This is a genomic window from Pelomonas aquatica (genome assembly GCF_026712205.1).
GTDB lineage: Bacteria > Pseudomonadota > Gammaproteobacteria > Burkholderiales > Burkholderiaceae_C > Pelomonas > Pelomonas aquatica.
Genome location: NZ_JAPPUW010000002.1, coordinates 186,005 through 197,604 on the forward strand (window position 1 = coordinate 186,005; position 11,600 = coordinate 197,604).

An 11,600-nucleotide genomic window follows, 5' to 3' on the forward strand; every position below is an offset into this window, starting at 1 on the left:
CCCCGTCCCGCAATCGGGCCCCGAGCCGCCGCAGCTGCGGCTTCACTCCAGCCGCGAAAACACGCAGGTGTCGCAGGGACGACCGTCGACGTCGAGGCCGTGCCTCCTCAGCACGCCCTCCAGCTCGAAGCCGGCGCGCTCCGCCACCGCACGGCTCTTCACGTTGCGCGGGTCGCAGCGGATCTCCACGCGCCGCGCGCCCAGTTGCTCGAAGGCCAGCGCCGCCAGCAGCCGCACGGCCTCGCCGACATGCCCCTGCCCGGCCGCCTCCGGCCGTATCCAGTAGCCGACCTCGAAGCGCCGCACCGCCCAGTCGATGCGGTGCAGGCCCGCGCCGCCCAGCATGCGCCCCGGGCTGCCGTCGGCGCGGCGCGCATAGATCTGGAAGCACAGGTCGCGGCGCATGATGAAGTCGGCCTGCATGCGCCGCACGACCCGCTCGGAGCTCTCCGCCGTCGGCGCCTCCTGGGCCCAGGGCATCCACGGCCGCAGATGCGACAGCGACTGCGCGATGACGACGGCCATCTCCGCGCCCAGGCCGGCGCGCGGCGCCAGCAGCACGATGCGCTCGCCGTCAAGGCGCTCCGGCACGTCGATCAGCGGAGGGTCCGGCTCATTCATGCGGTCACGACCTCGACCGGCTTGGGCAGCTCGCGCACGCCGCGGATCACGTCATGCCGCCAGGCCAGCACGGCCAGCAGGCAGGCACCCACGCCCGAGAAGCCCAGCGCCGCGCGCAGGCCGACATGCTCGCCCAGCCAGCCGCCGACCAGCGCGCCGGGGCCGGCCGGCAGCAGGATGAGCCAGCGCATCGTGCTCGTCATGCGGCCCAGCATGGGCGCGGGCGTGACGGCCTGGCGCAGCGACAGGAAGTTGATGAAGATCAGCACCGCGCCGACGCCGAAGGCGAACAGCATCAGCCCGAAGCTGACGACGCCGAACCGCCCCGTCGGCGCGAACGCGAGCTGCAGCCAGCCGATGCCGCAGGCCGCATAGCCCAGCACCAGGCAGGGCCCCGGCCCGATGCGGCGGCTGATGCGATGGCCGAAGACGCTGGCCAGCACCGTGCCGGCGCCCAGCGCGACATAGGACAGGCCCACGGTCTGCGGGCTGAGGTGCAACTCGCGCGTGGCGAACAGGATCTGCACGACCAGGGCCGCGTTGTGGAAGAGCTGCCAGCCGCCGCAGGCCGTGGCCAGGCTCACCAGCAGCCGGCGCTCGCGCACGAAATGCAGGCCGGCCTTCAGCTCGGGCCAGAAGGCCTGGCCGCGGCGTTCGGCCAGGGCCTCCTCGACCCGGATGCCACGCAGGATGGCCGCCGACACCAGCAGCAGCAGCGCATCCACGGCCAGCGCCAGCGGCGCGCCCAGCAGCTTGATCAGCGCGCCGGCCAGGCCCGGGCCGGCGACTTCGGCGCCCGACGAGGCCAGCGCATTCTTCGCATGCGCCTCCACCAGGCGCTCGCGCGGCACGACCTGGGTCAGCACGATCTGCGCGGCACTGCCGGCCACCGTGTAGACGCAGCCCAGCACGAAGCCGACGACATAGAGCCAGCCCATGCCCAGCCAACCCATCCAGGCCGCCAGCGGCACGCTGGCCACGGCGACGGCCAGCAGGCTCTCGCCGACGACATAGACCGGCAGTTTGCGCACGCGGTCCAGCAGCACGCCGGCCGGCAGCGAGAACAGCACGAAGGGCAGGATCTCCATCGCCTGCAGCAGGCCCATCTGCGTGGGGCTGGCCTGCAGCAGCACGGCCGCCGTCAGCGGCAGGGCCAGCATGGTGATCTGGCCGCCGAGAGAGGAGATCAGGATCGACGACCACAGCCGCCGGTAGACCGCATCGCGCAGCAGGTCGCCGGGCGCGAGGGAAAGGAACTTGGAGGACATGACGCTGAGGCTCCGACAGGACTCGACAGGCGGGAGGGGCTCCGCCGGGTGGTTTGGCGCGCAGCGGCGTCAGTCGAGGTCGAGCAGCTTGGTCATGCGCGGCATGCTAGCAGCGCACCGCTGCGGCGTCGCGTGCCGGCAGTCATGTCTCACCAACCCACGGCCGCGCCGTCGCGCCGCGGGTCGCTGGCGGCCACATAGCCCGCCACGCCCGGCTCGCCCAGGCGCCAGATGAACTGGCCGGCGCCGAAGTCCTGGTAGCTGTCGTGGATGTCGCCGACCTGGTGGCCGCGCGCGCGCAGCCCCTCGATGGTGGCGGCCGGCATGTGGGGCTCGATGTTGATCGACAGGCCCTCGTTGAAGCGCCAGCGCGGCGCATCGCAGGCGGCCTGCGGGTTCTGGCCGTAGCAGAGCATGCGCACCAGCGTCTGCAGGTGGCCCTGCGGTTGCATGTTGCCGCCCATGACGCCGAAGCTCATGACCGGTGCATCGTCCTGCGTCAGGAAGGCGGGGATGATGGTGTGGAAGGGCCGCTTGCCCGGCGCGACCTGGTTGGGATGGCCGGCCTCCAGCGTGAAGCAGTGGCCACGGTTCTGCAGGCTGATGCCATAGCCCGGCAGCACGAGACCGGAGCCGAAGCCCATGTAGTTGCTCTGGATGAAGCTGACCATCATCCCGGACTCGTCGGCCGCGGTCAGGTAGATGGTGCCGCCCTTGACGGGGTTGCCGGCACCGAAGACCTGGGCGCGATCCGGATCGATGAGTCGAGCCCGCTCGGCGAGATAGCCAGGGTCGAGCAGCTGCGCCGCGCCGACGGGCATGGAGCCCGGCTCGGCGACGAAGCGGTAGACGTCGGCGAAGGCCAGCTTCATCGCCTCGATCATCAGATGCTGGGCCTCGGGGCTGTCGACCGCATGGGCCGCCAGGCCGCGGTGTTCGAGCAGGCCCAGCGCCATCTGCGCCGCGATGCCCTGGCCGTTAGGCGGGATCTCGTGCAGCGTGTAGCCGGCAAAGTCCTTGGCCAGCGGCGTGACCCATTCGGGCCGGTAGGCCGCCAGATCGGCCTCGGCCAGCGCGCCACCCGTCTCACGCGCGAAGCGGGCCAGGGCCGCCGCGATCTCGCCGCGGTAGAAGGCCTCGCCCCTGGAGTCGGCGATCAGCCTCAGGCTGCGGGCCGCATCGGCGAAGCGGAACAGCTCGCCCACCTCGGGCGCGCGGCCCTGCGGCAGGAAGGCCTGCGCAAAGCCCGGCTGCGACGTGATCTCGCCCAGGCCCGCGGCCATGGCCCATTTGCCCTGCACGATGGGCGGCACGGCATGGCCGCGCTCGGCAATCTCGATGGCCGGCTGCATCAGGTCCGCAAAGGGCAGCCTGCCGAAGCGCTCGCTCAGCGCCGCCCACGCGCCGACGGCGCCCGGCACCGTCACCGAGCCCCAGCCCCGCCGCGGCATGACCTGACCCTGGAAGAACTCGGGCGTCCACGCCGCCGGCGCCGGGCCACTGGCGTTGAGGCCATGCAGTTGCCGGCCATCCCACAGGATGCAGAAGGCGTCCGACCCCAGGCCGTTGCTGCAGGGCTCGACCACCGTCATGCAGGCCGCCGTCGCGATGGCGGCATCCACCGCATTGCCGCCGGCCTGCAGCAGCGCCAAGCCGGCCTGGGCCGCGAGCGGATGCGAGGTCGACACGATGTTGCGCGCGAACAGCGGGCTGCGCCGGCTGACGTAGCCGGCGCTCCAGTCGAAACGGGCGGAGGTATTCATGCGCGTTGATTCTGCCGTTGTAAAGCTTTGCAACCGACCGGCCCCGCGTCAACGGGCGGTGCACAGTCGCCGTTGTTTGGCCAAGCTCTCGCAAGAGCCGACCCGAAACCCCAAACCACCCTGGAGCCCTCAAGATGAACACGCTGAAGACCACCATCGCCACCGCCCTCATCACGCTTGCCTCGGGCGTGGCCCTGGCCCAGACCCCGGCCTCCGCACCGGCCGCCCCCGCCAAGCCGGCCCCCGCCGCCACCGCGGCTCCGGCCGCAGCTGCCGCCCCTGCCGAAGCCGCCAGCGGTGCCAAGCATGGCCACAAGCATCACCACCACAAGAAGGCCGCCGATGCCAAGGCCGGCGACGCCGCCAAGACCGAGACCAAGACGCAGTAAGCGCCACAGCGCTCTGCGCAAGGCCGCAGCCCGCAAGGGTTGCGGCCTTTTTCCATTGAGGGCGTACAGGCCGTGAACTGTGTCTCGAACTGCCTTCCCACCCCCCGCGTCGAGGCGTGACGCGAAGCGCCGCCGCTTCCTAGACTGGCGGGCTATGCCTTACGCCCTGCCCTGCTCGCTGCGCCGTCTCGCGCTGGCCGCCTCCCTCCTCGCCGCCGGCGCGGCCCACGCCGGCCCGATCGGCCTCGGCCTGGACTCCAGCCTGAACCTGCTCGCCTTCGGCAATATGAACGTCAGCAGCAGCGACGTGGAAGGCCGCGTGGCCGTCGGCGGCAACGCCAGCCTCGGCGGCTATTCGATCAACACCAAGACCGGCTCCAGCGCCCTCTACAACGGCACCGGCCTGACGGTGGGCGGCAACCTCAGCTTCTCCAGCGGCTCGGTCTGGGGCGGCGCCATCGTCGGCGGCAGCTACACGCCCAGCCCATCCGGCACTGTGATGGGCGGCGTGCAGGGCGGCCGGGGCTTCGCGTTCGCGAGCGAGCAGCAGCGCCTGGCCGCGCTGTCGTCGACGCTGGACGCGCTGACCAACACGGGCAGCGCCGTCGACCAGTGGGGCACGCTGCACTTCGACGCCACCGGCCAGTCGCTCGCGGTGTTCGACATCCAGGCCGCCGACGCGGCCTGGAACCTGCAGATCGACGGCCTGGCCAGCGGCGCGCAGATCCTCGTCAACGTCCACGGCGCATCGGTCGACTTCGGCAACCACGGCTACACCGGCTTCAACAAGGGCCAGGTGCTGTTCAACCTGCCCGAGGCGACCAGCATCATCCTCAACGGCGGCATCAACGCCTCGCTGCTGGCGCTGAACGCCAGCGTCGGCCAGGGCTGGGGCCAGATCAACGGCCAGGTCGTCGTGAAAAACTGGAACAGCAGCGTGCAGGTCAACGACGCGCCGATGCCGGTCCAGTCCCAATCCCAGACTCAGCATGTACCGGAGCCGGCCTCGCTGACCTTGGCCGGCCTGGGCCTGGTGGCCGCCACGCTGGCACGCCGGCGCGGCCGGCGCTGATTCAGCGGATCGGCGCCAACTCGCGCAGCGCCTTCACGGCGCCACCGCCGATGGACGCGCCGAAGCGCTTGGCCAGCCGCTCGGCGACATTCTCGCGCGGCGTGTAGTCGATGACGTCCTCGGCCTTGACCACCTCGCGGGCCACGAAATCGAGGTTGCCATAGCGGTCCGCCAGGCCGAGCTTGACGGCCTGCTCGCCGTTCCAGAACAGGCCCGAGAAGGTCTCCGGCGTTTCCTTCAGCCGCTTGCCGCGGCCCTCGCGCACGACGGCGATGAACTGCTGGTGGATCTGGTCGAGCATGGCCTGGGCATAGGCGCGCTGCCTGGGCGTCACGGGGCTGAACGGGTCCAGCATGCCCTTGTTCTCGCCGGCCGTCATCAGCCGCCGCTCGACGCCGACCTTGTCCATCAGGCCGGTGAAGCCGAAGCCGTCCATCAGCACGCCGATGGAACCGACGACCGAGGCCTTGTCGACGAAGATCTCGTCCGCCGCCGCAGCGATGTAGTAGGCCCCCGACGCGCACATCTCCTCGACGACCGCATAGACCGGCTTGTCGTACTGCTTCTTCAGCCGCTTGATCTCGTCATAGACGATGCCGGCCTGCACCGGGCTGCCGCCGGGCGAGTTGATGCGCAGCACGATGGCCTGGGCCGCGTCGTCCTTGAAGGCATCCTTCAGCGCGGCCAGCAGCAGCTCGGCGCTGGCGTCGCTGTCGGCGGCGATCTCGCCGCGCACGTCGATGAGGGCCGTGTGCGGCTCGGCGGACGGCGTCACATGCCGCGTCTGCAGCCACAGGCTGTAGACCAGCAGGGCCGCGAGGCCGAGCCAGAACAGGCGGAACAGGTTGCGCCAGCGCCGCTCGGCGCGCCGCTCGCGCAGGAAGTCGCGCGCCAGCTGCGCGAACACCGGCTCGGTCTCGGGCGTGATCGCGGGCGGCACGCCGATGGGGTCTTGCATCGGAGGCGGCAGGTCGTCGGATGGAGTGCTCATATCAGTCTTCGAAGGCGGGCTTGGTGTCGCGGGTCGGGTGCCAGTAGACCTGGCCCTCGCTCTCGGTGAGTTCGATGCGGGTCAGCCGGCCGCGGTTGCAGGGGCCCATCACGCACTGCCCGCTGAGCGGGTCGTAGACGGCACCGTGGATGCTGCACATGATGTACTTCCTGTCGCGGTCCAGGAACTCGCCGTCCTGCCAGTCCATCTCGGTCGGCACGTGGGCGCAGCGGTTCAGGTAGGCGACGGCGCGGCCGTCGAAGCGCAGCGCGAAGGCCCGCACCGGCTCGCGCCACTGGACGACGTGGAAGCTCACCGCCTTGCCGCGCTCCGGCAGGTCGGCGGACGCGCACAGGTATTGCGGCGGCGCGACGTCGGGTTCAGGCATGCTGGACCAGCCAGTCGTGCAGTTCGCGCGTGGAGTGAGCGATGAACAGCGGCTGGTGCTCGGCGAAGCTCTCGTGATCGTGCGCGCCGAAGCTGACCGCGACGCTGGGCACGCCGGCATTGGCGGCCAGCTGCAGGTCATGCGTCGTGTCGCCGACCATCAGCGTGCGCTCGGGCTCGGCGCCGAACTCGCGCATCAGCTCCAGCAGCATCTGCGGATGCGGCTTGGAGCGCGTCTCGTCGGCCGTGCGCGTGCCGTCGAACATCTGCGTCAGCTCGGCATGGGCCAGCACGCGGTCCAGGCCGACGCGGTTCTTGCCGGTGGCCACGGCCAGCCAGTGGTGGCGGGCCTTCAGCGCCTGCAGCATCTCGATGCTGCCGTCGAACAGCGACACCTCGTGCTCGGAAGCCAGGTAGTGGTGCCGGTAGCGCAGGCCCAGCTCCGGGTAGCGCTCCGCGGGCAGGCCCGGCACGGCATGCTCCAGCGCATCGCGCAGTCCCAGGCCGATGACGTATTTGGCGCGCTCGAACTCGGGCTCGGGCAGGCCGATGTCGACGGCGGCGCGCTGGATGCAGCGCGCGATCAGCGCGGTGGAGTCGAACAGGGTGCCGTCCCAGTCGAAGGCGATCAGGTCGAAGCGTTGCGGTCTCATGGGGTCATCAGCTTCTCACACTCGGGCGGCAGCGGCGCTTCGCAACTCATCTCGGCCCCGGTGGCCGGATGGGTGAAGCGCAGCTGGCGGGCGTGCAGGAACATGCGGTCGAACTTCGCGGCGCCGCGGGCCAGCTCGCGGTTGCGCTCGAAGTCGCCGTACTTGGGGTCGCCGACGATGGGGTGGCCGGCCTGCTGCAGGTGCACGCGGATCTGGTGGGTGCGGCCGGTCTTGATGGTCACGTCGAGCAGGCTGAACTGCGGCGTCTTCTGCACGACCTTGACGAGGCTGATCGAGCGCTTGGCTTCGTCCTCGTCCGGTTTGCCCGGGCGCACCCAGCGCTCGCCGTCGCCGCCGACGAACTTCACGAGCGGCACGTCGATGACCTTGAGCTTGTCGGGCCAGTCGCCCCAGACCAGGGCAGCATAGGTCTTGCCCGTCTCGCGGTCGCGCAACTGGTCCTGCAGATTCGTCAGCGCGCTGCGCTTCTTCGCGATCATCAGCAGGCCCGAGGTCTCCTTGTCCAGGCGGTGCACCAGCTCCAGGAACCTGGCCTGGGGCCGCGCACGGCGCAGCGCCTCGATGACGCCATAGCTGACGCCGGAGCCGCCATGCACGGCCACGCCGGCCGGCTTGTCGATGACGAGCAGGTGCTCGTCCTCGAACACGACCGGGAACTCGCGCGCCGGGGCCGCCGGAGCCTCGGCCTTCTCGGGCACGCGCACCGGCGGGATGCGGACTTCGTCACCGATCTCCAGCCTTGTGTCGGCATGCGCCCGGCCCTTGTTGACGCGCACTTCACCGGCGCGGATGACGCGGTAAACATGGGTCTTGGGCACGCCCTTGAGCTCGCGCAGCAGGAAGTTGTCCAGCCGCTGGCCGGCCGATCCCTCGTCGACGACGACGCGTCGGACCGCGGGTTTGTCCGTACTCACGGCGGCCTTCACCCCCGTGGCGGGGGCCGCCGGCGCTGCCCCTATAATCCTTTTCACCACGTTGCTGCCGTAAGTGTTTGATTTTTTTGATTTTAGCGGCGGCAACGAGGCGCTCGTGGGGTTCGCCCCACGGGTCAGACCAGGCGATGCAACACATCCTGCGGCCGGCAGGCGGTTTCCCCAAGCGAAAACGCGGTCAGCGGCACGGTGTGGCAGAGCGATGACACACGGAACCCTCCGGCATGTCTTCAGCCGCTGATCAGCGCGAAGCAGGCCGGATGCCAGACAAGGTTTTCACGGCGTGAGAACACGCGGGTCGCCCCGCAGCCGCTCGCGCCAGCGTCCAGCCCTCCTTCGCGGATGAGCCCTTTCCTCCCCCACCCGATGCGCCCCGCCGCGCGACCCCGGCCAGAAGCTGTGGTGGTCGCCTGGCCCGGCGCGTTCGCGTTCACGCGCGGCTGGGTCGAGGCGGGGCTTCCCCGCGGCAGGGCGGCCCGGTCGCATGCGCCAACGCCGCTCGGCGTCTGACCCCCGTCAGAAACCCGAGCGGTCCAGGGCACTCCTTCCACGGTTCCACGCTGTCGCTCGTGCGTCTTGAACGCCACCCCAGGGTGGCATGACGTGACGCGTTCCTGCACGGGACGCGAGGAGTGATGACATGAAACGCATGCTGATCAATGCGACGCAGCCGGAAGAGCGGCGCCTCGCGATCGTCGATGGCCAGAAGCTGCTCGACTTCGAGACCGAGATCGAAGGCCGGGAACAGCGCAAGGGCAATATCTACAAGGCCGTCGTGACGCGGGTCGAGCCCTCGCTCGAGGCCTGCTTCGTCGACTACGGCGAGGACCGCCACGGCTTCCTGCCGTTCAAGGAAATCTCGCGCCAGTTCTTCCGCGAGGGCACCGACGTCAAGAGCGCCACCATCAAGGACGCGATCAAGGAAGGCCAGGAACTGCTGGTCCAGGTCGAGAAGGAAGAGCGCGGCAACAAGGGCGCGGCGCTGACCACCTTCGTCAGCCTGGCCGGCCGCTACCTCGTGCTGATGCCCAACAACCCGCGCGGCGGTGGCGTGAGCCGCCGCATCGAGGGCGAGGACCGCGAGGAGCTGAAGGAGAACCTCGACCAGCTCGAATACCCCAAGGGCATGAGCCTGATCGCCCGCACCGCCGGCATCGGCCGCTCCGCCGCCGAGCTGCAGTGGGACCTGAACTACATGCTCAAGCTCTGGACCGCGATCGACGACGCGGCCAAGGGCGGCAAGGGCGCCTACCTGATCTACCAGGAAAGCAGCCTCGTCATCCGCGCGATCCGCGACTACTTCACTGCCGACATCGGCGAGATCCTGATCGACACGGACGACCTGTTCGAGCAGGCCCACCAGTTCATGAACCACGTGATGCCCGACCAGGGCCATCGCGTGAAGCGCTACCGCGACGACGCGCCGCTGTTCAGCCGCTTCCAGATCGAGAACCAGATCGAGACGGCGCACAGCCGCACGGTGAACCTGCCTTCGGGCGGCGCCATCGTCATCGACCACACCGAAGCCCTGGTCTCGGTCGACGTCAACTCCGCCCGCGCCACCCGCGGCGGCGACATCGAGGAGACCGCCACGCGCACCAACCTCGAAGCCGCCGACGAGATCGCCCGCCAGATGCGCCTGCGCGACCTGGGCGGCCTGATCGTCGTCGACTTCATCGACATGGAGGAGAGCAAGAACCGCCGCGACGTCGAACAGCGCCTGCGCGACGCGCTGCGCAACGACCGCGCCCGCGTGCAGTTCGCCTCCATCAGCAAGTTCGGCCTGCTGGAGATGAGCCGCCAGCGCCTGCGCCCGGCGCTCAGCGAAGGCAACCACATCACCTGCCCGCGCTGCAACGGCACCGGCCACATCCGCGACACCGAGAGCTCGGCGCTGCAGATCCTGCGCATGGTCCAGGAAGAGGCCATGAAGGACAACACCGCCGCCGTGCACGTGCAGGTGCCGGTGGAGGTCACGAGCTTCCTGCTGAACGAGAAGCGCACCGAGATCACCAAGATCGAACTCAAGCAGCGCGTGACCGTGCTGCTGGTGCCCAACAAGCACCTCGAGACGCCCAACTACAAGCTGGAACGCCTGCGCCACGACGACCCGCGCCTGGAGAACCTGCAGGCCAGCTACACGATGATCGAGGAGCCGCAGGACGAGGTGGGCATCACCCGCCGCGACGCCGGCGACAAGAAGAACAAGCAGGAACCCGTCATCAAGGGCATCCTGCCCGAGCAGCCCGCGCCGCTGCCGGCGCCCGCACCGGCCCCGGTCGCGGCCCCTGCGCCGGCGCCCGTCGTCGCCGCAGCGGCCCCGGCGCCCAAGGGTTTCTTCAGCCGCCTGTTCAGCTTCCTCGGTGGCGGTGCTCCGGCCCCGGTGCCGGCCGTCGAGGCTCCGGCGCCCGCAGCGACCGCGACCGACAAGCCCAAGCGCGAAGGCGGCCGTGACGGCCGCCGCGACGGTGGCCGCGATGGCCGCCGTGGCGAGCGCGGCGACCCGAAGGGCGGCCGCGACGGCCGCCGCGACGGCAAGCCGCAGGAGGCCCGTGGCGAGCGCGCCGAACGGGGCGACCGCAAGCCACGCAACGAAGCCGGCGACAAGCCCGAGCAGCAACAGCAGCGCCCCGAGCGCGCGGAGCGTGCCGAGCGCGGCGAGCGCCAGGAGCGTGGCGAGCGCGGTGATCGCCGCCCGCGCGGCGAGCGCGCCGAGCGCGCGCCGGTCGAGGCCGCGCTGCCGCTGGCCGCGCCGCTGACCGAGGAGCAGGCCGCCGTCCACGACGCGCCGCCGGCCTTCGTCGACAGCCAGGCCGATGCCGCGCTGCCGCCCACCGGCGACACGCCGGCCGGCGAAGAGCGCCAGGGCCGCGGCCGCCGCCGCCGCCGTGGTGGCCGCGACCGTGACGACCGCGCTAACGCGCCCGAGGGCACGGAAGCCGCCGAAGGCCTGGTCGACGCCGCTGCGCCTGTCGAGGGCGAGGGCACCGTCGCCGAAGCCGCCGCGCCCGAGAGCGACGACGTCGGCGAAGGCCATGACCGCGAACCGCGCCGCCGCCGCCGTGGTGGCCGCGGCCGCCGCGAGGAAGCGGGCGTCGACGGCCAGGAAGGCAGCAGCGAAGCCATCGCAGCGCCGGCCGACGCTGCCACGCCCCAGCCCGTGCAGGGCTCGCTGATCGAAGAGGCGATGAGCCAGGCACCGGCCCCCGTCGCGGCCGAACCGGTCGCCGCGCCCGCGCCCGTCGGCGAGGCCTTCAAGCTGCCGATGGACGAGCTCAACGCCATCGCCTCGGCCGCCGGCCTGAGCTGGGTCAACTCGGACGCCGACAAGATCGCCGCCGCCCGGGCCGCCATCGCAGCCGAGCCGGCGCCGGCAGCGCTGGGCCGCGAGCCCGCCGCGATCGTTGTTATCGACGAAGGCCCGCTGGTGCTCGTGGAAACCCGCAAGGATCTGAGCCAGGTGAAGCTGCCTTTCGAGGCATGATCGCGCACGGCTGACAGCC

The 11,600-nt window shown here is 70.8% G+C and carries 10 protein-coding genes; 3 read left to right on the forward strand and 7 right to left on the reverse strand.

Going from position 1 to position 11,600, the window contains the following annotated elements:
* Window positions 1–42 precede the first annotated feature (42 nt).
* The 3 genes from NYP07_RS03185 to NYP07_RS03195 all read right to left on the reverse strand — a co-directional run bounded on the left by NYP07_RS03185 (window position 43) and on the right by NYP07_RS03195 (window position 3,652).
* The gene (locus tag NYP07_RS03185; protein WP_268147348.1) at window positions 43–621 is read right to left on the reverse strand and encodes a GNAT family N-acetyltransferase; all 579 of its coding nucleotides are present in this window, start codon (window positions 619–621) and stop codon (window positions 43–45) included.
* A complete protein-coding gene (locus tag NYP07_RS03190) occupies window positions 618–1,889 on the reverse strand; it encodes an MFS transporter (protein ID WP_268147350.1) in 1,272 nt (423 codons plus the stop codon). The genes NYP07_RS03185 and NYP07_RS03190 overlap by 4 nt, the downstream gene beginning before the upstream one ends.
* A 149-nt stretch (window positions 1,890–2,038) precedes the next feature.
* Window positions 2,039–3,652, reverse strand: a complete 1,614-nt coding sequence (locus tag NYP07_RS03195) for a gamma-glutamyltransferase family protein (protein WP_268147353.1) — start codon at window positions 3,650–3,652, stop codon at window positions 2,039–2,041.
* Window positions 3,653–3,786: 134 nt separating this feature from the next.
* On the opposite strand from NYP07_RS03195, the gene NYP07_RS03200 reads away from it, so the two are divergent.
* Together NYP07_RS03200 and NYP07_RS03205 are read left to right on the forward strand one after the other, a co-directional pair.
* Window positions 3,787–4,041 (forward strand): hypothetical protein, encoded by a 255-nt coding sequence (locus tag NYP07_RS03200; RefSeq protein ID WP_268147355.1) that lies wholly within the window; start codon window positions 3,787–3,789, stop codon window positions 4,039–4,041.
* A 154-nt stretch (window positions 4,042–4,195) separates the two neighbouring features.
* A complete protein-coding gene (locus NYP07_RS03205; protein WP_268147357.1) occupies window positions 4,196–5,113 on the forward strand; it encodes a choice-of-anchor A family protein in 918 nt (305 codons plus the stop codon).
* 1 nt (window position 5,114) lies between these two features.
* On the opposite strand, the gene NYP07_RS03210 is transcribed toward NYP07_RS03205, so the two are convergent.
* The 4 genes from NYP07_RS03210 to NYP07_RS03225 are packed head-to-tail and all read right to left on the reverse strand — an operon-like array spanning window position 5,115 to window position 8,079.
* On the reverse strand, window positions 5,115–6,104 hold the full coding sequence (locus NYP07_RS03210) for a S49 family peptidase (RefSeq protein WP_378990205.1): 990 nt from the start codon (window positions 6,102–6,104) through the stop codon (window positions 5,115–5,117).
* 1 nt (window position 6,105) lies between these two features.
* Window positions 6,106–6,492, reverse strand: a complete 387-nt coding sequence (locus tag NYP07_RS03215; protein ID WP_268147359.1) for a Rieske (2Fe-2S) protein — start codon at window positions 6,490–6,492, stop codon at window positions 6,106–6,108.
* A complete protein-coding gene (locus NYP07_RS03220) occupies window positions 6,485–7,144 on the reverse strand; it encodes an HAD family hydrolase (RefSeq protein WP_268147361.1) in 660 nt (219 codons plus the stop codon). Before NYP07_RS03220 ends, NYP07_RS03215 begins: the two co-directional genes overlap by 8 nt.
* A complete protein-coding gene (locus tag NYP07_RS03225) occupies window positions 7,141–8,079 on the reverse strand; it encodes an RluA family pseudouridine synthase (protein ID WP_268147364.1) in 939 nt (312 codons plus the stop codon). Before NYP07_RS03225 ends, NYP07_RS03220 begins: the two co-directional genes overlap by 4 nt.
* A 658-nt stretch (window positions 8,080–8,737) precedes the next feature.
* Between NYP07_RS03225 and NYP07_RS03230 the strand changes: the two genes are divergently transcribed.
* Window positions 8,738–11,581, forward strand: a complete 2,844-nt coding sequence (locus tag NYP07_RS03230; protein WP_268147366.1) for an Rne/Rng family ribonuclease — start codon at window positions 8,738–8,740, stop codon at window positions 11,579–11,581.
* Window positions 11,582–11,600 lie beyond the last annotated feature (19 nt).